This is a genomic window from Lentibacillus kapialis (assembly GCF_014646635.1).
Taxonomy (GTDB): domain Bacteria; phylum Bacillota; class Bacilli; order Bacillales; family Amphibacillaceae; genus Lentibacillus; species Lentibacillus kapialis.
Genome location: NZ_BMNQ01000023.1, coordinates 23,265 through 46,887, shown reverse-complemented (window position 1 = coordinate 46,887; position 23,623 = coordinate 23,265). Strand labels below are relative to the sequence as shown.

20 protein-coding genes and 1 pseudogene are annotated in these 23,623 nt (G+C 42.4%); 19 read left to right on the top strand and 2 right to left on the bottom strand.

The features are described from left to right. The first annotated feature begins 301 nt into the window (after nucleotides 1-301). The 4 genes from IEW67_RS09595 (at nucleotide 302) to IEW67_RS09580 (ending at nucleotide 1,936) form a co-directional block, all read left to right on the top strand. Nucleotides 302-826: a CBO0543 family protein gene (locus IEW67_RS09595; protein ID WP_188632848.1), complete on the top strand. Its 525-nt coding sequence runs from the start codon at nucleotides 302-304 to the stop codon at nucleotides 824-826. Between the two features lies 1 nt (nucleotide 827). Next, complete coding sequence (locus IEW67_RS09590) at nucleotides 828-1,298, top strand: CBO0543 family protein (protein WP_188632847.1); 471 nt, start codon at nucleotides 828-830, stop codon at nucleotides 1,296-1,298. Nucleotides 1,299-1,429: 131 nt separating this feature from the next. Continuing rightward, on the top strand, nucleotides 1,430-1,606 hold the full coding sequence (locus IEW67_RS09585) for a hypothetical protein (RefSeq protein WP_188632846.1): 177 nt from the start codon (nucleotides 1,430-1,432) through the stop codon (nucleotides 1,604-1,606). A gap of 63 nt (nucleotides 1,607-1,669) precedes the next feature. After that, complete coding sequence (locus IEW67_RS09580; RefSeq protein ID WP_188632845.1) at nucleotides 1,670-1,936, top strand: hypothetical protein; 267 nt, start codon at nucleotides 1,670-1,672, stop codon at nucleotides 1,934-1,936. A gap of 35 nt (nucleotides 1,937-1,971) precedes the next feature. Here the strand turns inward: IEW67_RS09580 and IEW67_RS09575 are convergent, their stop codons facing one another. Continuing rightward, nucleotides 1,972-3,321, bottom strand: coding sequence for an MATE family efflux transporter (locus tag IEW67_RS09575; protein WP_188632844.1), 1,350 nt, complete (start codon nucleotides 3,319-3,321; stop codon nucleotides 1,972-1,974). A 186-nt stretch (nucleotides 3,322-3,507) separates the two neighbouring features. Between IEW67_RS09575 and IEW67_RS09570 the strand changes: the two genes are divergently transcribed. Then, nucleotides 3,508-3,843 carry an ASCH domain-containing protein gene (locus IEW67_RS09570; protein ID WP_188632843.1) on the top strand — a complete coding sequence of 112 codons (336 nt, stop codon included), beginning with the start codon at nucleotides 3,508-3,510 and terminating at the stop codon, nucleotides 3,841-3,843. Further along, nucleotides 3,840-3,986: pseudogene (locus IEW67_RS18155) on the top strand (LLM class flavin-dependent oxidoreductase); the annotation flags it as partial. The gene IEW67_RS09570 and the pseudogene IEW67_RS18155, both read left to right, overlap by 4 nt. 116 nt (nucleotides 3,987-4,102) lie before the next feature. Here the strand turns inward: IEW67_RS18155 and IEW67_RS09565 are convergent. Beyond that, nucleotides 4,103-4,969 carry an alpha/beta hydrolase gene (locus tag IEW67_RS09565; protein ID WP_188632842.1) on the bottom strand — a complete coding sequence of 289 codons (867 nt, stop codon included), beginning with the start codon at nucleotides 4,967-4,969 and terminating at the stop codon, nucleotides 4,103-4,105. Between the two features lie 463 nt (nucleotides 4,970-5,432). Here IEW67_RS09565 and allC point away from each other — a divergent pair, with 463 nt between their 5' ends. The 13 genes from allC to IEW67_RS09500 all read left to right on the top strand — a co-directional run bounded on the left by allC (nucleotide 5,433) and on the right by IEW67_RS09500 (nucleotide 23,561). Beyond that, nucleotides 5,433-6,680 carry an allantoate deiminase gene (gene allC / locus IEW67_RS09560; protein WP_188632841.1) on the top strand — a complete coding sequence of 416 codons (1,248 nt, stop codon included), beginning with the start codon at nucleotides 5,433-5,435 and terminating at the stop codon, nucleotides 6,678-6,680. Between the two features lie 42 nt (nucleotides 6,681-6,722). Then, nucleotides 6,723-8,453, top strand: coding sequence for an acyl-CoA synthetase FdrA (gene fdrA / locus IEW67_RS09555; RefSeq protein WP_188632840.1), 1,731 nt, complete (start codon nucleotides 6,723-6,725; stop codon nucleotides 8,451-8,453). Nucleotides 8,454-8,477: 24 nt separating this feature from the next. Then, nucleotides 8,478-9,743, top strand: a complete 1,266-nt coding sequence (locus IEW67_RS09550) for a YlbE family protein (RefSeq protein ID WP_188632839.1) — start codon at nucleotides 8,478-8,480, stop codon at nucleotides 9,741-9,743. A 77-nt stretch (nucleotides 9,744-9,820) separates the two neighbouring features. Further along, the gene (arcC, locus tag IEW67_RS09545) at nucleotides 9,821-10,759 is read left to right on the top strand and encodes a carbamate kinase (RefSeq protein ID WP_188632838.1); all 939 of its coding nucleotides are present in this window, start codon (nucleotides 9,821-9,823) and stop codon (nucleotides 10,757-10,759) included. A gap of 47 nt (nucleotides 10,760-10,806) precedes the next feature. Next, nucleotides 10,807-11,571 (top strand): (S)-ureidoglycine aminohydrolase, encoded by a 765-nt coding sequence (gene allE, locus IEW67_RS09540; RefSeq protein WP_188632837.1) that lies wholly within the window; start codon nucleotides 10,807-10,809, stop codon nucleotides 11,569-11,571. A 234-nt stretch (nucleotides 11,572-11,805) separates the two neighbouring features. Then, nucleotides 11,806-12,855 (top strand): ureidoglycolate dehydrogenase, encoded by a 1,050-nt coding sequence (gene allD, locus IEW67_RS09535; RefSeq protein ID WP_188632836.1) that lies wholly within the window; start codon nucleotides 11,806-11,808, stop codon nucleotides 12,853-12,855. Nucleotides 12,856-13,147: 292 nt separating this feature from the next. Next, nucleotides 13,148-14,197 (top strand): ureidoglycolate dehydrogenase, encoded by a 1,050-nt coding sequence (gene allD / locus IEW67_RS09530; RefSeq protein WP_188632835.1) that lies wholly within the window; start codon nucleotides 13,148-13,150, stop codon nucleotides 14,195-14,197. A gap of 324 nt (nucleotides 14,198-14,521) precedes the next feature. Then, nucleotides 14,522-15,916 carry an NCS1 family transporter gene (locus tag IEW67_RS09525; protein ID WP_188632834.1) on the top strand — a complete coding sequence of 465 codons (1,395 nt, stop codon included), beginning with the start codon at nucleotides 14,522-14,524 and terminating at the stop codon, nucleotides 15,914-15,916. A 401-nt stretch (nucleotides 15,917-16,317) separates the two neighbouring features. Continuing rightward, nucleotides 16,318-17,781, top strand: a complete 1,464-nt coding sequence (gene allW, locus IEW67_RS09520; protein ID WP_188632833.1) for an allantoin permease — start codon at nucleotides 16,318-16,320, stop codon at nucleotides 17,779-17,781. A 111-nt stretch (nucleotides 17,782-17,892) separates the two neighbouring features. Next, nucleotides 17,893-19,266, top strand: a complete 1,374-nt coding sequence (allB, locus tag IEW67_RS09515; RefSeq protein ID WP_188632832.1) for an allantoinase AllB — start codon at nucleotides 17,893-17,895, stop codon at nucleotides 19,264-19,266. A gap of 257 nt (nucleotides 19,267-19,523) precedes the next feature. Beyond that, nucleotides 19,524-20,855, top strand: coding sequence for an allantoinase (locus IEW67_RS09510; RefSeq protein ID WP_188632831.1), 1,332 nt, complete (start codon nucleotides 19,524-19,526; stop codon nucleotides 20,853-20,855). 859 nt (nucleotides 20,856-21,714) lie between these two features. Continuing rightward, nucleotides 21,715-22,101: a RidA family protein gene (locus IEW67_RS09505; protein WP_188632830.1), complete on the top strand. Its 387-nt coding sequence runs from the start codon at nucleotides 21,715-21,717 to the stop codon at nucleotides 22,099-22,101. Nucleotides 22,102-22,142: 41 nt separating this feature from the next. Further along, nucleotides 22,143-23,561: a YfcC family protein gene (locus IEW67_RS09500; RefSeq protein ID WP_188632829.1), complete on the top strand. Its 1,419-nt coding sequence runs from the start codon at nucleotides 22,143-22,145 to the stop codon at nucleotides 23,559-23,561. Nucleotides 23,562-23,623: the final 62 nt, after the last annotated feature.

Below are 23,623 nucleotides of genomic sequence, written 5' to 3'. Positions count from 1 at the left end.
TAGGCGTGCGTACTCAAACTATTGAACCGCCGTATACGGAACCGTACGTACGGTGGTGTGAGAGGACGACTAATCAACTAATGATTAGTCTCCTACTCGATTAACGTCAGAAAGTATAAATTATGGGTGACCTTATAAGAAAAGCTTCAGCATTCGCTATAAGGCGGGGCGAATGCCGAGTTTTTCTAAGTGTCTAGATTGGAATAATGCAGGATAATACAGTTGTACCGTCGGCAGGGTTTGAATAATTTATACCATGATTGGAACCCTAGTTTATAAGCAAAAACACAGGGGTATCAGGATGCATTTACTTATAATTTTGCTTGCGGTTTTGGTCGCATGGCGTTCGGTTAATTGGAGAAGTTTATATGAATACCATGCAACAATCTTGTACATGGTTGCCATGAACTTATTGTATTATTTTTTTACAGTGGATTATCGCTTATGGACGCTCCATTCGCATATTGGATTACCGCCGGCAGTGATTGATTTGGTTTATACTTTTGTTTTATTTCCAATTACGACTCTGATGTTTCTCAACCGTTATCCACAACAGCGCGGAAAACAGATCGTCCATACGGGTAAATGGGTTATGATTTATTTTATATTTGAGTCAATTGGTTACCTTTTTGGCGCTATACGTTATCATCATGGCTGGTCCCTGATTTGGTCAGGTTTGTTTCTGGTGGTGATGTTCCCGATGCTGCGCCTGCATTATAAGCGGTCTTTATGGGCGTATAGTTTATCTGTTGTCATCATTACCTTCCTGCTTTATTGGTTTGAAGTGCCATGGCTTAAATCAAATGCTTTATGCGAGGAGTGGTGACATGGAACGCATCCTTCTGTGGTTATTTTTGATAATCGGGATTGTTTTATTGATTAAATCCTTCAAAAAAAACCCGCTTCAGGAATGGTTGCTGGGCTATCTGCTGGCTGCCCACTTGGCTGTATTTTTAGGTCAATTAGTGGTTAATTATCAGCTGTTATCCTATCCTGTCAAGTTATTTCCGAGTTTCGAGTCAAGTGTTTTGTATGAATATTTGCTGCTGCCAATAATATCCGTCGGTTATTATTATCAGACTTCCAGCTGGACTTCTATAAGTCGGCTGTTAGGAATGGCGCTGTTGAGTAGTGCTGCTTTGACCATATTTGAAGTGATACTGGAAAAAAACACCGATCTCATTCAATATATCCATTGGTATTGGTATGACTCCTTAATTAGTATTTTTGTATTTCTGCTGATGATCCGCTTTTTAATGAAACAAATAGTGACTAGTGGCCGGGGCAGAAACGATTAAGAACTCTGTTTGGACTGCAAATGTCTGAATTGAGTTCTTTTTCTTTTATGCATATCAAGTGAGTCAGGGTTTAAACAGTCAAAAAGTGGTCAATGATAAGCCCAGCAATGGATTGTAAGAGGGTGGTTTATTTGAAAAAGACAACATATGTTGGCTTGTTCGGCGGTTGTTTCGTGCTAGGGATTGTAATTGGTCTAGTATTGTATATCAGTGCAGGTGGAAAAGAAGATACCGGGACGCACGATCTACAACTGTCATATGCTGCTCCGGTAGAGGAAGGGGCTATGGATATGGATATCCCCGCATAATCTGCAACACCTGCGGGAACGCTATATACGATTTTTAAATGTGAACACAATGGAGGTATTCAAATGGCACAGAATAATTTACATCAGCAATTGCAACAGGCGAGTCAACAAATACATAGGGCTCAGGAATCGGCGGAGTTGGCACAAGGATCGGACGAGCTTCTGCTTGATGAGGCTGAACAACAACTCCGGCAAGCTGAGCAGCAATTACAGCAGATTCAGCAGATCGGGACTGAAGCGACGGAAAACCCGCAATTTCAGCAGGCTTATGAACAGTTGCATGACACGCGTCAGCAAATAGAGGAAGCCCAGCAAAGCAATCACAGATAATGACCAAGTTGTATTGAAACGTCATAGTTTATCCATCAATAACCCTGCTCTTGCCACTGCCGTTTCATCACACCTTGCCGTGCAAAGATCACCAGGAATATAGCCGTCAGCCCTTCTGCAGCCGGCAATGCAAGCCATATACCGGGTATGCCGAATAAGAGCGGCAGAATAATCAGCGCGGCAATTAATAAAATGACCCCGCGAAATAGTGTGATGCCAATTGATGGTGCAACATAAGCAATCGATTGGTAATAGGTCATGTAAATAAAGTTCATACCCATGAATAGATAACCTATGAAGAACAGCTTGATTCCTTGTATGGCGAATTGCCGTATACCTTCCGTTTCCACTCCGAAAATCGACACAAGCCCCCCGGCACCGAACCAGCCGATTGCAAGAAAACTGATGCCAAGTGCAAGGGCGGTGATTTCAGCAATTTTCACCGTATCTTTGATTGATTCATGCTTTTTGGCACCAAAATAAAAGCTGATCATTGGCTGGATGGATGACCCTATCCCAATAAATGCCAGAAACATGAACGTATGCAAATAATTGATGACTGAAAACGCAGCGAGTCCGGTTGTTCCTGCGTAATAGGATAATACAATATTGTATCCAATCACAAAGATGCCGGTCCCGGCTTCAGAAAGGAAGTTAGGGAAGCCCAGCTTGCCGACGGTCAGAATATCGTCTTGACGCCATTTCGGCCGCATAAACTTTAAGCCTGCATCCTTTTTGAAAAAATGGATCGTGTAAATGAGTAAACCAACTGCTGTTGCAATAACAGAGGCGAGTGCAGCTCCTGTCACTTCCATTTCCAATATGAAAATCATCCAATAATTTAACACAATATTAAGTAAGGCAGATACGATAAGGCCTGCCATGGCCAGTTGTGGACCGCCGTCATTGCGGACAAAGATACTCATAGTGGCCTCCCAGGCTATGACCGGTGCCCATAGAAAAATGATCTGCAAATAATCCACGGCATAGTGTAATGTATCTGCATTTGCCCCGAATAGGTGGGCAAGCTGTTCGGCAGTTATATATCCGATCAAGCCGATAATCGTTATCACAATGGTAACGAGCACGATAGATATAGTGAATACCCGCTGTGCTTTATTAGTATCCCGTGCGCCCATAGCGATTGAATAAAGAGTGCCGCCACCAATCCCGATTAGAAGCGAGATCGAGATGAGGATGGACCAGACCGGAACGGCAATATTGACACTTGCCAGCGCCACGGAACCAATGCCATTGCCGACAAAGATACCGTCAATGACAATATTGGCCGACATCAGCATCATGCCGATAAGAGTGGGGAGCAAATATTGGAAGAAGCTTTTTGTTACGCTTTGCGATAATAATTTTTGTTCTGCTATACTCATTTATGTTCTCCTGACTTTTTGTTCTTTCCTATATTTTAATGTGTTATTAGACGGAAATCCATACAAGAGGTTCTTGTTTGAACACGCACTACAAAGGCACGCGTTATTTCAACTGTCTTAAACGGCAAAATAGCATGTTTGTTTATTATGCTCTAAAATGGGAAAATAAACGGAGGAGATGATAAGATGGAAATGAGTAAGCAAAACTGGCCGGAAAAATATGACATCAATAGATTAGTCGGTATTCAGAAAGATATCCAAAAAATCATAAACGGTGACAAAACGTCTGTACGCCGTAATGACCGGTATGCCGATCCAGGAGAGACACTTGAGTTGAACGGCCACACCATTTTGGTTAAGGATGTGTATCCTCAAAAACTTAGCGAAGTGACAGATGCGGATGCCCGTCAGGAGGGATATGGAAGTTTGGATGAATATATAAGCAGCATTACAACGATTCACGGCGCGAACGTGTGGGACCCTGATGTAATCGTTTGGGCCCATATATTAAAACCGGTTTAATACAGATAATTCTTTATGGGCATCAGCGCTACATCACCCAAATGGATTTCGGTGGCGTGCCATTTGATAAGCTGAAAAAGAATATTGAACTGATTGGTACAGAGATCTTACCGGTAATCAAAAAGTATACAACGAAGAAATAGGGAAACAGGTTTCCCAATGCTGACAGGCTTTCACTATACGGATTTGGTGAGAGCCTGTTTATATGACTTTGGTTGTCAAATTCACAACATAGCCATGAAATTTTCCCAATACCGTCCTACAGATTGGACTTTAAAAAGGAAATAACCTGTTCAAATGCTTTGGTAACGGTCGGGTTTTCCATGTTCTCATCAAATGAGTGTTCACCATTCGGAATCGTAATGAGCTGGGTGGTTATACCAGCATTTGAAAGAGACTGGTACATGTCCGCTGATTCCTGAAAGGGGACGTCTTTGTCTGCGTTTCCGTGCAGCAAAAGGGTCGGTGGAAAATCAGCATCGATGTTTTCCACAGGGCAATACGCCTTTAGCTTTGCAACATTCAGTCTGGGATTCAGCGACGTTATATAATCAATCCATTTTCCTTGCTGCCGGCAGTACAAGTAAATGGCATAACGCCTTTCAATCGGTGCTTCAGCAATCGTATGAGACTGAATTAACTGTTTTACCAAATGTTCCGGTACTTTGGTCATTTTCAAAAAATGTGGAGATGGCTTGGTATACCAATCACCTATTATATTGCCATAGCCGTAAAATGAAACGATTGCTTTCGGCCGAATAGTCAGGGTACCGGAAAGAAGTGCCAGGTATCCTCCTGCCGAACTTCCGGTTACTGCCATTTTACTAGCATCGAAGTCATATGTTTTGCTGCCTTCTTCTTGCAGCCAATGAAGGACATCACGAATGTCCTCGGTAATTTCCGGTAATTTTGTTTCAGGAGCCAGCCGGTAATCAATCGAACAGACGTTAAAGCCCGCTTGATGATAAAGATTGATTTGCTCCTCGCGCATATCCTTCCGAGTTCCCCAGATTAACCCCCCGCCATGGATATAAACAATAAGCGGTGCATTCTTTTCTTGGGACGGGTAAAAATCTCCTTTAATACAGCAGCCTTTTACTTGTTTGTATGTGAATGTTGTTTTCATTTTATTGATCATCTCACTTTAATTTCGTTTTCAATCGTACATATTAAAGGTATAAGAGACATGAAATGGTTTATCATCTGTTTGGGTTGACGTCAGCGACAAACGCAAGTATACCGAATTTCCTGTTAATCGTCTAGCGGGGTGGACCACTTATTGAGTAGTTGTCTAATATACTTAAAAAATCATAATAAATTTGTTTAAAACGGACAATTACTTTCACAGCACGATTGGGTATAATAAATACTGGTATAAGAGCGTGATAGTTGATTCAGGCAGTTTTTAATCGCTGTTAAGCATATCAAGTGGATATGGAAAAGTTTCTTCCTGGATTAATAAGGCGCATTGTAATAGGACTATGTCATCCATTTATACAGATGAATGGACAAAAAATTATGTTTTCATGTAATTGATGCTAACTCGCGTTCTTGCGTTAGCAAACATTAATATAGAAAGGAAGAATGGTATGAGCTCTCGAAATGATACGATTTCCGGGGAAGCCATTAAAGAATACCTTGATTGGCTGGGGCAGATCGGAAGTGATGCTGAAGGCGGCGTTTCAAGGCTATTATACAGTAAGGAATGGATAGAGGCCCAGGAATCACTAAAAAAGCTGTTCGAGGATGAAGGATTAAACGTTCAATTTGATGAAGTCGGCAACCTATTTGGAAGGCTCGAGGGAACAACTTATCCGGATGAAACCATTTTAACAGGATCTCATGTGGATACTGTCACAAATGGCGGTCTATATGACGGACAATATGGCATTATTGCCGGGTTCTTGGCCCTCCGCTATTTGAAAGAAAAATATGGCGCTCCGCTTCGGAATCTGGAAGTTGTATCGATGGCGGAGGAAGAAGGAAGTCGTTTTCCTTATTCGTTCTGGGGTTCCAAAAATATTACCGGGCAGGCTAAAACAGAAGATGTACAAGGTATCAAGGATTTTGAGGGGACGTCATTTGATGATGCCATTCATCAGGCTGGTTTTGATTATAAGCAACATCCGGAGCATGTTCGTACTGATTTGAAATCCTTTGTTGAAATTCATGTTGAGCAGGGAAATGTGCTGGAGAAAGAAGATATACCAGTTGGAATTGTTCAGCATATTGTCGGGCAGCGCCGTTACACTATTACGGTGAATGGTGAAGCCAATCATGCAGGTACTACACCGATGGGGTATCGTGCGGATGCCATGAATGCAGCCTCCCGCATGATTTGCGCCATTAATGATATGGCTATAGCTGAAGGTGATCCATTAGTAGCGACAGTAGGGTCGATCTTCCTTGAACCGAATACGGTTAATGTTGTGCCGGGCAAGGCTACATTCACAATCGATATCAGACATACAGAGAAAGATGCATTAACGAATTTCACAACAGATGTGGAAGCGAAATTGCAGGAGATTGCAGAACAAATTGGTGTTGCTGTGGATATTGATTTGTGGATGGATGCCGATCCGGTTCCAATGAATCAGCATATTGTCGATGTGATGCAGAAGCAATGTGATGAAAATGGTGCACACTATAAGCTGATGCATAGTGGGGCAGGGCATGATTCCCAGGTAATTGCGCCCGTCATCCCGACGGCTATGTTATTTGTCCCAAGTCATAAGGGGATAAGCCATAATCCGAAAGAATACACAAGTCCTGACCATTTAGCAGAGGGTGTACAGGCTTTAATTAGTACGTTGTATGAATTAGGTTATACCGAATAACACGGTGAAAGGTAAAAAAATGATTCGTTTGGAGTGAAAATAGTGCTATATACTGTGATCAAGAAAAACTTGTATCAGGATTCAGTCAGCCTGATGTTGCTGACCAATCATTTGTCCGCGGTAGATGGTGTGAATCAGGTTCAAGTTATGATGGGCACACCAGCTAATAAAGATATTTTCAAAAGTTCCGGTTTATATACTGAAGAACTGGAAGGAGCAAATCCCACTGATCTTTGTATTGTGGTTGATACAGATGATGAAAGTGTTGTAGAGAACGTTGTGGAAGAAACAGATTCATACTTGAACAGTCAATCGGAAGCATCTCAACAAAGTACCATTCCGGTCGTCCGAACATGGGAAATGGCTGATAAAAAACTATCGACTGCAGATGTGGCGTTAATTTCTATTGCTGGTGAACATGCAACAGCAGAAGCAAATAAAGCACTGGATCGTGGGCTGAATGTCTTCATGTTCAGTGACAACGTTCCAGTCGAAGATGAATTGCAACTTAAAACACGCGCACAGGATGAAGGCTTGATTGTCATGGGACCTGACTGCGGAACCGGCATTCTGGATGGTGTGCCAATGGCATTTGCGAATGTTGTGGAAAAAGGAAACATTGGAATAGTTGGTGCATCTGGTACCGGTATTCAGGAAGTTTCCACTATCATTGGCCGAAATGGCAGTGGCGTATCGCAAGCTATCGGTACCGGCGGCCGCGATCTCTCGTCGGAAATCGGTGCGATTACAACGATTCGTGGTTTGCAAGTGCTTGATGAAGATCCGGAAACAGATGTTATTACGTATATCTCCAAGCCGCCTGCTCCGGAAGTGCGTGAAAAAGTAGTTGACGTGTTTAAAACATTATCGAAGCCAGTCGTTGCCGTATTTATGGGAGACAAACCACGAGAGGCTCACGACAATGTTCACTATACATGGACACTGGAAGACACTGCACGTAAAGCTTTGGAACTGGCCAGTGCGAACAAAACCGGCAGCTATCATTTCGCTGAAGATGAAGACCTGCAGAAAATCAAAGAAAACAGTCAGCAACGCTACATCAAAGGGTATTTCTGCGGTGGTACATTAGCTAACGAAGCAGCTATGATTATAGAAGACGCACTTGAGCTTGATGCGTCTCATGAACACCCGGAAGGTATGATGCTGCAGTATGAAAGTCATGAAGTCATCGATCTCGGTGATGATGCCTATACCCAGGGGCGGGCGCATCCTATGATTGACCCGACTTTGCGTGTGGAAAAGATGGAAGAAGCTGCAGCAGATTCAGAGACAGCCGTGATTTTACTGGACAATGTTATCGGGTATGGCGCACATGAAGATATGGCCGGTGTGTTTGCTCCGGTTGTTGAAAAAGCGAAAGAACAAGCAGCTTCAGAAGGAAAAACATTCGTTGCCATTGCTTCTGTTACCGGTACAGCAGATGATCCGCAGGTATTCCAGGATCAAGTTGATAAGCTGGAAGCAGCCGGTGTTATTGTAGCAGAAAGCAACGCGCAGGCTACGCAACTTGCAGTGGATATTGTTGATTATCTCAATGGTGAAAAGACAGAAGCAGATAATGGTGATAATGAGGTATCTGAAGATGATAAAGTTGCAGCATTAATTTCCAGTAAACCGCGTGTGATCAACGTTGGATTGAAGAATTTTGCAGAAGCCATTAAGGAGCATGGCGGGGAAGTTGTGCAATACCAGTGGGCGCCGATTGCAGGCGGAAATAAACGGTTAGCAAAAATATTGGAAAAGCTTAAATAAGCGATAATGAATAGGAGGATAACGATGCAATATCAATCAATTCAAGAAGCTAATGAGGCTGTGACACAGCAAATATTAGAATCACAACCATTCTTGTTGGATGTTGTGCCAGCAAAAGATGTCATTTCTGAACTGAACGGTAAAGTGCTGTTACATGCTGGACCTTCCATTAAGTGGGAAAACATGACACATCCGATGCAAGGCTCTTGTATTGGAGCAACCCTGTTCGAAGGTTGGGCGAACAATGAAGATGATGCTAAAAAAATGCTTGAATCGGGAGAAATTAAATTTGTCCCATGCCACTCTGTAGATGCAGTAGGACCAATGGGTGGTATTACATCCGGTAACATGCCGGTTGTTGTTGTTGAAAATAAAGTGAATGGCAAGCGCGCCTACTGTAACTTGAACGAAGGCATTGGTGCGGTTCTGCGTTTTGGAGCATATAACGATGAAGTCATTAATCGGCTGCAATGGATGAAAGATGTTCTCGGACCTGCCTTATCAAAAGCATTGAAACAAATTGATGGCGGTATGAATGTCAACGTTACGGTCGCAAAAGCTATCACCATGGGAGATGAATTCCACCAGCGCAACATTGCAGCATCTGCATTGTTCCTGAAAGATATTGTTCCATATCTATTGACTGCTGACTTACCGGAAAACGAATTGCAGGAAGTAACAACATTCCTGGCTGATACGGACCAATTCTTCCTGAACATTATGATGGCAACAGGCAAAGCCGTCATGGATTCCGCGGCCGAAATTGAAGAAGGCAGTATCATCACGGCACTTTCCCGTAATGGTGATGAATTTGGGATTAAAGTCAGCGGATTGGGTGACCAATGGTTTACTGCACCTGTCAATACGCCGGATGGCCTCTACTTCAGTGGCTACAGCACAGATGATGCAAACCCTGATATGGGAGACAGTGCTATTACAGAAGCTTATGGTGTCGGTGGAATGGCAATGATTGCTGCGCCAGGTGTTACACGCTTTGTTGGAACAGGCGGATTTAATGATGCGGTTCAAACAAGTGATGAAATGCGCGAAATTTGCATCGGTAACAATCCGAATTTATCCATTCCAACATGGGACTTCCAGGGTGCATGTCTTGGAATCGATATCCGGAAAGTAGTAGAAACAGGCATTACACCGGTTATTAACACAGGTATTGCCCATAAAACAGCAGGTGTTGGACAAATTGGTGCCGGTACGGTTCGTGTGCCATTAGGATGTTTCGAAAAAGCACTGGAAGCACTTGCTGAAAAATATGGTGTCGAAGTCGAATAATTGGATATCGTGGGTGTGCGGTCCCCAAACCGCATGCCTTTCATGAGATTATGCAGAAGATAGAAAGAGGTTAAACGATGAGCAAAACAATTGTAGTTGCTTTAGGTGGCAATGCTATATTACAACCAAAACAGGAAGGTACGTACGAGAACCAATTAAACAATGTACGGACCAGCAGCAAGTTTTTGGCTAAATTAATTCAAGAAGGTTATAAACTGGTTATTACGCATGGCAATGGACCACAAGTCGGTAACATTCTGCGCCAAAATGAAGAGGCGGAAGATGTTGTCCCGCCAATGCCAATGGATGTCCTGAATGGGGAGTCACAAGGGTTTATTGGTTATATGATGGTGCAATGTCTGCAAAGTGAATTGAACGCACTGGGCATGGATGCACCGGTCGTCAATACCTTGACACGTACACAGGTATCTCAAAATGATGAAGATTTTAATGATCCTTCAAAGCCAATTGGCACTTTCTATACCGAAGAAGAAGCTAAAAAACTGCAAGCTGAAAGAAACTGGAACATGAAAGAGGATTCCAACCGCGGATGGCGTCGTGTGGTACCATCACCACAGCCAATCAACATCTTAGAGGCCGACACTATCAAGCAGCTTGCAGAGGCAGGCAATGTCGTTGTTGCCGGCGGCGGTGGTGGAATTCCGGTTATCAAGAAAGACAATGGGGAATATGAAGGTATTGAGGCGGTTATTGACAAGGATCGCAGCGGCTGCAAACTAGCCGAAGAAGTCAATGCTGACGTATTCATGATCCTGACTGATGTTGACCATGTATTTGTCAACTTTGGTACAGCTGATGAAAAAGCATTGAAAGACATTTCAGTTTCTGAACTGGAATCCTATGTTGAGGAAGGCCAATTCAGTAAAGGCAGCATGGGGCCGAAAGTGGAATCAGCATTGAATTTTGCAAAAAACACCGGCACATCAATTATTTGTTCCCTGGAAAAAGTGGATGAAGCTGTTCGGGGGAATAGCGGAACAATTATTTCCGGATAATGACGCGCGATTCAACATCTATCTTACAAAAAAGGAGCGATTGAACAATGGGATATCCGAATGATATTTTAACGTCAAGAGCTGTAGTAGAACCTGGGAAGTATATGATTTTACCGCCTGAGGGTTTAGTCAATAATGTTGTACCGGGATTTGAAAATGTATCGATGAGTATCCTGTCATCCCCTAAGACAGGTGCCAAATTTGTAGACTATATCGTCACGATGCATAAAGGTGGTAAAAACGAGCGCGGATTCGGCAGTGGTGATGATGTCGAAACATTTGTATATGTATTAGACGGCAAAATAAAAGCTTTTGCCGACAAGGAAGAATTCGTTCTGGAACAAGGTGGCTATTTGTATTGCCCGCCATCCGCTACCATGTATTTGGAAAATATGCAGGATGAAGATTCAAGACTATTTCTGTACAAACAAAAACACATTACCTTAGAAGGACATACACCATGGGTTCATGCCGGTAATTCCAATGAGAATGAGGAAGTTATTTATGATGATATGGAAAATGTTCATATCCAGGATCTGCTTCCTACCGATATTGCATTCGATATGAATTTCCATATTCTAACATTTGATCCGGCGGCAAGCCATCCATTTGTCGAAACCCATTACCAGCAGCATGGTGCTTACCTGTTGTCCGGTGAAGGCATGTATAACCTTGATAACGAATGGATTCCAGTGAAAAAGGACGATTATATTTTTATGGATACCTATTGCCTTCAGGCTGCTTATGCAGTAGGAAGAGAAAAGTTATCATACGTTTATTCCAAAGACTGCAATCGGGATGCGTTTTTATAATCAATGTTGAAGTGGTAAAAGGCAATTGTGCTTTTTACCATTCCTTTTATAACGTCAGATAGCATAAGCAATGGATGACCTTAAAAGAAAAATGTCGGCATCCGCTTAGAACGAGGCGAATGCCGCGTTTTTCTAATCATGCGGTTTTACTTTTCACCGCGAATAATAGTAGGGAAAGCGTCCCGCTGTAAGACGTTTCAATTTATTGGTAGAAAGAAATAAGAGGTGTTCGAAGTGAGAGTGTCGAAACAGGATTTAACAAAGTTAATCCAAACAAAATTAACGAAAGCAGGCTTACATGAAGACCATGCGGCCGTTGTGGCGGATGTGTTAGTGTTTGCTGATGCAAAAGGCATTCATTCCCATGGTGCTATGCGTGTCGAGTATTATGCTGAACGCATTGCCAAACATGGTATAAATCATGAGCCTGATTTTAAGTTTGAAAAAACAGGGCCAAGTTCAGGTGTCTTGCATGGTGATAATGGTGCCGGTCATGTTGCTGCAACACGTGCCATGGATGAAGCCATCCAGATTGCTAAGGAAACAGGTGTAGCAGTTGTTGGTGTGAAGAACATGAGTCACAGCGGGGCCATTTCCTACTTTACGGAACGTGCTGCAGAACAGGATCTTGTCGGCTTCTCCGTTTGCCAGTCTGACCCGATGGTCGTGCCATTTGGCGGTGCGGAAGCTTATTATGGAACCAATCCGATTGCATTTGCTGCACCCGGAAATGATGGTAAATGCATCAGCTTTGACATGGCTACTACTGTGCAGGCATGGGGAAAAATACTGCATGCACGCTCCAAAAATGAAGCGATCCCTGAAGACTGGGCGGTCGATGAAAATGGTGAAGCAACGACCAATCCATTTGATGTCCAGGCGCTTCTGCCGATCGCCGGACCTAAAGGATACGGCCTTGGGATGATGGTGGATGTATTGGCTGGTGTGCTGCTTGGTCTTCCATTCGGTAACAAGGTCTCTTCCATGTACCATGATTTAAGTGAGGGACGTAACTTAGGACAGTTGCATCTGGTGATTAATCCGGAGCAGTTTACGGCGATTCAAAAGTTTAAAGATAATATTACAGCATCTATGAGTGATTTGAATCATATCAAACCGGCTCCAGGTTTTGATCAGGTATTTTATCCGGGACAAAACCTGGAAGTCATACAAGCGGATTATGAAGCGAACGGTATTGAAATAGTGGACGACATTTACGACTATTTAGTTTCAGATACGATTCATCATAATGCGTATGATGCAAAAGATCCGTTTGCAGAGTAATCCCAGGACTCTGGTGTTTAGTGGAAAAGCACTGGTATCTAATAGAGATTGTTCAAAAAGTCCGGTAAACACGACACTTTGAATTTCTTCGTTGGCTTGTTTCTCCGCTCCTTGGAAAAGAAAAACACTTTTCCTGCGTGCGAAGCGGATTCAGGGTAGCATTACTTGTGCTCATGTATCTAAAGGCATACATTCCGCTGCTCGAAACTGCGCCGCCTTGAACTTCTTGGTCCTTTTTATCCTCCTTTTTGAACACGCACTAATAACAAAAACTGATTGAGAGGTGGCATTGTTGAAATTATCTGAGCAGAAATTAAAAGAACTCATGAAAAATAAACTTCATCAGGCCGGGCTGAGCGAGGACCATGCAGATGGTGTGGCAGATGTGCTGGTACATGCCGACTTACGTGGCGTTCATTCCCATGGGGCCATGCGCGTGGAATATTATGCTGAGCGAATCGCTAAAGGCGGCATTAATACCAATCCACAATTTTCATTTGAAAAAACAGGTCCAAGTACTGCGCTGTTTGATGGTGATAATGGTGCCGGTCATGTTGCTGCTAAAGAAGCAATGGATGAAGCGATTAATATGGCGAAAAAGAGCGGCATTGGCGTTGTAGGTGTTAAACGAATCAGTCACAGCGGATCATTATCTTATTTCGTTCAGCAAGCTTCCGAAGAAAATTTAATCGGTTTATCTGTTTGCCAGTCAGACCCGATGGTTGTCCCATTTGGCGGAGCTGAAGCGTATTATGGCACCAATCCAATTGCCTTTTCTGCGCCTGGTGAAGAAGAGGACTTTATCACATTTGATATGGCAACAACTGTTCAAGCCTGGGGCAAAATTCTGCACGCACGCTCTAAAAATGAAGCGATCCCTGAAGACTGGGCGGTCGATGAAAACGGTGAAGCAACAACCAATCCATTCGATGTGAAGGCCTTAATGCCAATTGCAGGTCCAAAGGGATATGGTTTAATGATGATGGTGGATATATTATCCGGTGTTCTTTTGGGTGTTCCATTTGGTAACAATGTATCCTCCATGTATCATGATTTAAGTGAAGGACGAAATCTGGGACAGCTCCATATCGTCATTAATCCGTCATACTTCACGGATCTGACAACGTTTAAACAAAATATATCGCAGACCATGAAAGACTTAAATGCAGTAAAGCCAGCACCAGGCTTTGATCATGTATCATATCCCGGTCAACGGAGCATTGAAAGAGCGAAACGTTATAAAGAAAATGGCATTGAAATTGTGGATGAAATCTACGAGTACTTAGTCGGAGACGCCGTCCATTTTAACAATTATGATCATAAAGATCCATTTGCAAAATAGAAAGAAGCAAGAGGATAGTGGAGCTACTTGTCTGTGCGGCAAGTGGCTCTATTTTATTTGTTTAAAAAGAATAATTGTCCAAATGAAACAAAACAATATGCATATTGACGGAATAGTGGTGGATGCTTATGCAGGCTATACAACAAATAATTATTGTTTTGTCCATTCGATACGAAGACCCGGACAGGGATATACGTTATAATACTTATCAGCGTTGAAAGCGATTCCTGAACGTAATGCATGATGTGTGTAGGGTCATGCTAAATGCTTGAAGGGTTGTACGCTTTTCAAAATACAGAGCCGCACAGAAGGAGTAAAGATGACATGGCAAAGCAAATAGATAATTCTGAAGAGGTGAATGATCACCAATTTCCGAATGTGGAAAAATCGCTAAGGCCGAATGGGGCGAAGGACAGAACTGTCGGCAAAATCCCTTATATGTTTATGTGGATCGGCGATGGCGTTAATATGGGTAATATGACACTTGGTGCCAGTATTGTGGTTGCCGGCACCGCAACACTTAATATTTTTCAGACAATGTTAGCTGCTTTTATATCCATTTTAATTATATCTTCCATTTTTGCCTTTAATGACCGAATGGGTTATAAAAATGGTGTTCCATATGTCATTCAGCTGAGGATGTCTTTTGGAATAAAGGGAACCATTATCTCATCACTTTTACGTGCTGTACCTGCTGTTATCTGGTACGGTATTCAAAGCTGGATTGGGGGTTCGGCGCTGAATGAGATTATGAAAATTGTTACGGATGGTGCTTTTGATAATATCGCCATTTGTTTCATGTTGTTGACGTTTGTACAAATTGTGCTCTCATGGTATGGGTTCCACTCCATTAAATGGGTCGAGACGCTCGCATCTGTTGTTATTATGGTTTCCATGGTTTATGTTTTCACGATTTTGGTGTCATCATATGGTGATGAATTAGTAACGAACTGGGTCCAAATTGATGGAAATTGGGGGCTGCCGTTTTTCGGTTATATTATGGTCTTCTTAGGGAACTATGCTGCCATTTTCCTTAATGCCTCCGACTATTCAAGAGAGCTTGAGTCGGGAATAAGTGATGGAAAACGTGGATTTATGTATTTTACACCCATTTTGATCTCTTATGGTTTTATACTGATTGTCGGAGCGATGACAGCAAGTGTTACAGGTGTTACCAATCCACCTACTGCTTTAGCGATGGTGATTGATAATTCGTATGTCACACTTGGGGTGTCTGCGTTTATTGTATTGGCTACCATTGCAACAAATATGGTGGCAAATATCATTCCGCCTACCTATGTGATTTCATTGATCACAAAGGCACGGTATAAAGTGGCTGTTACAATTACCGGGCTGCTGGCCATGGGGGCTTTTCCATGGATGCTTGTTCAGGAAGATAACTCGGAAGGTCTGGATATGTTTATTAAAATGTACTCTGCATTTTTAGGTCCAATTGTTGCGATATTGTTAGTTGATTATTATTTGCTGCGGAAACAGAATGTAAATGTAAATGATTTATATAAGCAGGACGGTCCATTTGCCGGATATAACCCCAGTGCTTTACTGGCCATGTTTATCGGTGCAGCTTTTGCCTTTATTAATGTAGACTTGGCCTGGGTGATCGGTTTTGTTGTTGCAAGTATTGTATACCCACTATTATCGAAATATGCCTTTAAAGAGTCCAGGTTTAAAGAGAACACGATATTTGAGAAACGATAATTCATAAGACAACGACAATACATGTTATCATCCCCGACTTGTTGACTAAAGTCGGGGATTTATTTGTTTAAAATCGACAATTAAATGTATAAAACAAACAAAAATGAGGGGGTTTTTATGTAAATGAGCCAACCAATCATACATAATTTGTTTAATAAATATAACGACCTAAGGCTTTAAGTATTGTATAATAACTTAGGTGTTACGGGAAAGAATCATTTAAATGTAATAAGCGTTATGGAAAGTCTTTTACGACTAAGCAGAGAAACAATGAACGTTTTTAAAGCGTTTATTGAATGTGGATTGGCTAAAGCTTGTTAATTTGTGAAAAATTGACTCCCGCCTTATACACCAATAGACAAACTTAAGAAACCTTTATTTCTCTTTAAGGGGGTATTTTTTTGGAACAAATAAAACGAGACCAGTTAAAAGAAGCAGGCTTTAGTGAAGACGTTCTACCAACAAAACCGAACGATAGAAGTTGGAATTTCGGTAATTTTGCAACCGTTTGGATGGGTGCCGTTCATAACATTCCCAACTACATCGCTATAGGCGGGCTGTTTGCGATTGGCATGTCTGTTGACCAGGTATTTGCTGCAATCATGTGTGCATCTGTTATTATAGCAGCTGTCATGGTGCTTAATGGACATGCAGGGTCAAAATACGGATTGCCGTTTGCGATGCTTTTGCGCGCTTCATTTGGCCATAAGGGTGCGATGATTCCCGGCGTCATTCGCGGGGTTATTGCCGCCATTATGTGGTTTGGATTTCAAACATATGCCGGAAGTCAAGCATTCTCCATCTTAATAGGAAAGCTATGGCCATCTTATTTAGCATTAGGTGGCGATTGGGACTTCTTCGGCCTGACGCTGCCGGCAATGATTTCATTTTTGATATTTTGGCTATTTAATGTAGGTTTGATTTATGGTGGCATGAAAATGCTTGGTAGGTTTACCAATATTCTTTCCCCATTAGTTTATATTGTTTTTGGTGGTATGGCTATTTGGGCTATTAACCTGGCTGGTGGAATTGAACCGATTCTGCATTACTCAGCAGATGGTATTGATGGTAATAAAGTCATTGTGTTCTTAGGTGCGATCGTTGCGGTTTTGGCTGCCTGGTCTGCGCCGATGGTGAATGTATCTGACTTTACGATGCTTGCACGTAAGCCAAAAGATCAAATGTTAGGACAGACAATCGGCCTGATTGTTACCTATGTATTATTTGCTGTAGCTAGTATAGCGATAATTGTAGGTTCTGAAATTGCATTTGGCACCCCGATTTGGAATGTGCTGGATGTTGTTGCGCGTTTTGATGGGACATTTGCAATCGGTATTTCGGTTCTGACATTATGCCTAACGACATTATCCGTTAATGTGACAGGTAATATTGTTCCGGCCGGGTATCAGCTGGCAGCATTATTTCCAAAAAAGCTGAATTTCAAGACAGGAGCTACTGTAGCTGCTATTATTGGAATTCTCATAATGCCTTGGAAGCTCATGGAGAACTCGACAAGTATTTTTACGTTTTTGAATATTGTCAGTGGCTTATTGGGTCCAATCACCGGTGTGATGCTGGCACAATACTTTGTTATCGATAGAACACACATTGATTTAGAGGAATTATATTCATCCGGAGGGAAGTACAGCTATCAAAATGGATTTAACGTGAATGCGATTGTAACCATTATCGTTGCTGGTGTGCTTGGTTTGATCGGAAATTTCGTGCCGGTTTTCGAATCGCTTTATGAAATGTCATGGATTGTTGGCATCGCATCAGCGTTCATTCTTTATACATTACTGGAATTTCCTAAAGTATTGAAGCCGCAAATGAGTAGAACAAAGGCTGCTGCGGAACATAAATAAAAGCCTTATTTATGTAACGTCAGAAAGGGTGACCTTATAAGAAAATCTTCGGCACTCGCTATAAGACGAGGCTAGGCCTGAGTTTTTCTAATATGAAAGGAGAACTGTCATATGGTTTATGATTTATTAATTAAAGGTGGCGACGTTGTTTTTCACGATGATGTCCGCAAGGTTGATATCGGTATAAAAGATGAAAAGATTGCCTGCATTGCAACACAAATTGAAGATGAAGCCAAAGAGGTAATCCAAGCAGACGGACAATACGTCATGCCGGGTATGGTTGATACACATGTCCATATCAGTGAACCGGGACGTACCGAATGGGAAGGATTTGAAACAGGCTCCAAAGCGCTTGCTGCAGGTGGTACGACAAGTTATGTCGAAATGCCTTTAAATGCCTTACCTGCTACAACGAACAAAGAAGCACTCGATCTTAAATTGGATGCAGCCAAAACACAAAATTATGTGGATTATGCGTTTTATGGCGGACTTGTTCCGGATAATCTGGATAAGCTAAATGAGTTAACGGATGCAGGTGTACGTGCGTTTAAATGTTTTATTGCCAGCTGTGGCAGTGATATACCGGGGGATTTCACAAATGTGGATGACTATACGCTCTATAAAGGAATGCAGCAGCTCGCCCAACGGGGGCAATTATTGTGTATTCATGCGGAAAATCCGGATGTGACAGATAATCTCGCTAAAGAAAAAATAAGACAAGGGAAGACAACTGCGATGGATTTCGTAGATTCCCGTCCCATTTTCACAGAAGTGGAAGCTGTTCAGCGGGCATTGTTGTTTGCTAAAGAAACCGGCTGTAAATTGCACCTTGTTCATATCAGCAGTTCAGAAGCAATCCAGGCCATTTTACAAGCACGCGCGGAAGGTGTGGACGTTACAGTTGAATCATGTGTCCACTATTTTGCAATGACGGCAGAAGATGTTGCCGAAATCGGACCGAAAGCAAAATGTCAGCCGCCATTGCGTAAAGCTTCAGATCAGGCAAAGCTGTGGGATGAACTGATGGACGGTCATATTGATTGGATTACTTCTGACCATTCCCCGTGTACAGAGGATTTAAAAGAGGGTAATATTTTTGACGCATGGGGCGGTATCAGTGGTGCACAAAATAATGTTGACCTTATGTTTGATCTGGCGGTGAAACAACACGGTTTATCAGTCAGCCGGTTCACGGATTTGATCGCAGGAACACCATCGAAGCGATTTAACCTGCCGAATAAAGGCGAAATCGCTGTTTCCAAAGATGCCGATATTATTTTAGTCGATCCGAACAATTCATACACCCTGAAACGGGAAGATCTTTATTATAAGAATAAACACAGTGCATATGAAGGTCGAAAAATAAATGCGCGCGTAACCAAAACAATTGTCCGCGGAAATGTCGTTTATGACCTGGATCAGGGAATCGTAGGCGAACCGATCGGCCAATTCATGTCAGCCAATGACCAGAAAGTCAACTATTAAATTTGCTTTCAAGTGCGTGTTCAAAAAGGAGGATAAAAAGGATCAAGAAGTTCGAGACGGCGCAGTTTCGAGCAGCGGAGTGTATGCCTTTAGATACATGAGCACAAGTAATGCTACCCTGAAGCCGCTTCGCACGCAGGAAAAGTGTTTTTCTTTTCCAAGGAGCGGAGAAACAAGCCAACGAAGAAATTCGAGGTGTCATGTTTACCGGACTTTTTGAACAACCTCTTCAATCAGACATTTTGGAGGAAATAATTATGGCTATGTATGATGTCATCATAAAAAATGGAACCATTGTAACAGCCGATTCAACCTTACAGGGTGATATCGCCATTCAAGACGGTAAAATTACGAAGGTTGTTACGGATAAACCGTTGGAGAACGATGCAGCTAAGCTTATTGATGCAGAAGGGCTGCATGTTCTTCCAGGCTTAATCGATCCGCATGTACATTTTAATGAACCTGGCAGAACCGAATGGGAAGGACTGGAAACAGGCAGTAAAAGTCTGGCTGCCGGCGGGGCTGCGACATTTTTTGATATGCCGTTGAATAGCACGCCTCCGGTTATAGATAAGGACAATCTGAATGCTAAAAAAGAACTGGCAGCGGAGAAATCTGTCGTAAACGCTCGTTTCTGGGGTGGACTTGTTCCAGGAAATGTAGATAAACTAAAAGACATGCATGATCGCGGTGTTATCGGATTTAAAGCATTCATGCCTCCAAGTGGCATTGAGGACTTTGATAATGCTGATGACGAAACCATTTTTAAGGGTATGCAGGAAATAGCATCGCTGGGCTCCCGTTTAGCAGTTCATGCAGAAAGTCCTGTTATATGTGAACAGCTGGCCAAAGAAAAGCAGCGTCAGGGGAAAACATCCGCAAGAGACTTTGCAGAGTCAAGACCTATCATTTCAGAAATTGATGCTGTAAAACATCTTATTTCTTATGCAGAAGCTACAGGATGTAAGCTTCACATTGTTCATGCCAGTAGCCGCAAAGTCGTCAATATTGTGAATGACGCACAGCAGCGCGGTGTAGATGTGACCGTTGAAACATGCCCGCATTATCTGGCATTAACAGTGAAAGATTTAGAGGAACAGGGCGGCATTGCCAAATGTATGCCACCATTACGCGATAATCGTGAAGTAGAAGATTTATGGAATGCCGTGCTGCGGGGCGATATTAATGTGATTGGTTCCGACCATTCTCCTGCACCCGCGGACATGAAACAGATTACTGATAATTATTTCGAAGGCTGGGGCGGCATTTCCGGAGCGCAATCCACTTTGAATATTTTGCTGACGGAGGGTTATTTTAAACGTGGACTCACGCTTCAGCAACTGGTTCAACTAGCTTCGGAAAATCCGGCAAAACTGTTCGGGCTGACGTCAAAAGGAACGATTGCTGCAGGTTTTGATGCCGATATTACATTGGTTGACTTAAATGAAAGCTTTGAATTGCAGAAAGAAGACCTGTTCTATCGTCACCAGCATTCTCCGTATGTCGGAAAGACATATCAGGGCGCCGTAAAAAAAACAATCGTGAATGGAGCTATTGTTTTTGACAATGGCGACATAACGGCCGACTAAAAATATGAAGTATAAATAACAGGCGATTCCATTAAACTCCCAAACCCTTATTACAAGGATTTGGGAGTTTTTATAGAAAGATCAGCAACCATCATGGCTAGCGGGAGGAAAGATTCATTACAACGCTGAATAGAGTGTTTTGTATCTATTTAGCGGAACGAAAAATCGCCTGGTCCTGAAAATCCAGCTTCAGCGGATCCTGACTCCGCTATTTGCATCAATTAAAGCTTTTCCAACATGTTAGCGGATCCTCATTCCGTTATTGTCCTATTTCACCCTAGTTTTGCCCTGTTTTTACATGAATAGCGGAAAGAGGATTCATGACAGCACTGAATAGGATGATTTTTGTCCATTTAGCGGAATGAGGATCCGCTCATTCCGGAAAATCCAGCTTTAGCGGATCCTCCCTTCTGTTATTTGCTTCTTTGAAACGTGATCCCGGGCGGGGGGTTACCGCGACAAGATTCAGCTGTGAAGCGTATGGAGGAGAAATGTATCCAGCGTATTACAAAGGCGTACATGGACAGGAATATAAATTATCGGATTTTCTCTAACGAAGATAGAAAGAAAAGGACCAGGCCACTTTTGCCCGGTTTTTTATAAGCATTCTCTTATTATAATTATCATTTAATCTGTATAATCAATTGTTCAAAGTTTATAAAATTTAAAAAACTATTGTCTAACTTATACAATTGAAGCGGCTAATTTGGTTCTATACCAACATTTACTTAGCTTAGGTATTCGTTTATCCTTAGGTGAAACGTTTTCAATACATGTTCTGTTCAGGTGGGAGGCTGCATATATGGGTGCATACTGTATTCCATTAACACCACAAATCAAATGAAAAGGAGACATTCAAATGGCAAGAAAAACCTATAACGCAAAAAATGCAAATGTATCAGGACCTTATTCACACGCAGTTGATGCGGGTGATTTTGTATATTTTTCGGGGCAGACAGCAATGAACGCCGCAAATTCAACTTCATCGGATATGAGCGGGGATATTCAAGCACAGACAAGGCAATGCTTTGCAAATTTATTTGACGTGTTGGAAGCGTCCGGCCTTAAGAATGAGGATGTTGTCAAAGTCAATGTTTACCTGACAAGTATGAAGCATTTTGATGCTATGAATGACGTATATGAAACACAGTTCAGAGAACCTTTCCCGGCTCGAACGTGTGTAGCAGTCCTGGAATTACCACTGGGAGCAGAAGTAGAAATCGAAATGATTGCCAGGAAAACCTGACTTAAAGACATACCAAATTGACTAGTGATTGCAAGGGAGGAATGGGGATGCAAGAAAAAAATGAGAATACTAAGAGAAAACTTCAAATGCCGCACATTTATGTCATATTATTTGTACTGAGTGCGATTGCAGCAATTCTGACGTATATTATTCCGGCTGGGGAGTATGAGCGCGTTCCCGGCCCGGAAGGAAGGACAACCATTGATCCAAATTCTTTTTCGGCGGCGGAGCAAACCCCTGTCGGCATTGTTGATTTTCTAACCGTTATCCCACGTGGCCTTATAGATGCGGGAGAAGTGGTCTTCTTTACGTTTATTATTGGTGGTATGTTTATGGTGCTGCGTCACACAGGCATCATTGAGATTGCGGTTGATAAGCTGACACGTAAATTTTCAAATCATAGTATTATGCTGATTCCTGTTTTGACAGCGGTTTTTGCAGTGGTTGCCACGGTTATTGGAACACCGGAATTATCACTTGTTTATATACCGGTTATTATGCCGCTTATGATTGCATTGGGATATGATTCGCTGGTTGCGGCAGCTATTGCACTTTGTGGAACAGTTATTGGATTTGCAGCGGGGGTTTTGAATCCAATTAACACAGGATTGGCGCAAAAAATATCCGGGATTCCGGTTTTCTCAGGAATTGGGTTTCGTTTGACGATCTTTATTTTGGCTATCGTTATAGCGGTATTGTATATTATGCGTTATGCCAGAAAGATACATCAGGATCCGATGACAAGTTTGGTATATGAAGATGATCAGGAAAAAAGAAAGCTTTACCGGCATCAGGATCAGGTAGAAGTAAAGCATATGAGCACGAGGCAACAATACGCTGCCATTGCTTCACTTATCTTTTTTGGGATATTAGTGTATGGTGTGATTGGACAAGGTTGGTTTATGATTGAAATGGCTGGCCTGTTTATTATCATGGGGACAGTTGTCGGGATTATTGCCGGGTTAACGTTAACGCAAATTTGCGAAGGCTTTAACCAGGGTTTCCGTGATGTGTTAATGGGTGCCATGATTGTTGGTATTGCCCGGGCGGTTGCTGTCGTGATGGAAGATGGACACATTATGGATACGATTGTACACTCGTTGGGGTCAGCTGTAAATGAATTACCTCCCGTTCTGGGAGCTGTTGGTATGTATTTTGTACAGCTCATTATAAATTTCTTTATTCCATCCGGAAGCGGGCAAGCACTCGTAACGATGCCCATTATGGCCCCGTTATCGGATATTATCGGTGTCACAAGACAAACAGCCATATTGGCATTCCAATTGGGGGATGGGTTTGCACACATTCTTTATCCAACATCAGGTTACTTTATGGCCGCTTTATCCATAGCAGGCGTTGCTTATCAAAAGTGGCTTCGATTTTTCTTTCCATTATTTGTTATTCTGGCATCTTTGTCCGTGATTTCGCTTATTATTGCACAAGTTATTCAATGGAGTTAGAGATGGCATCGTATAATGGGTGATTTGTGACGTTGCTTATACTTACACAAAACACTAGCTTC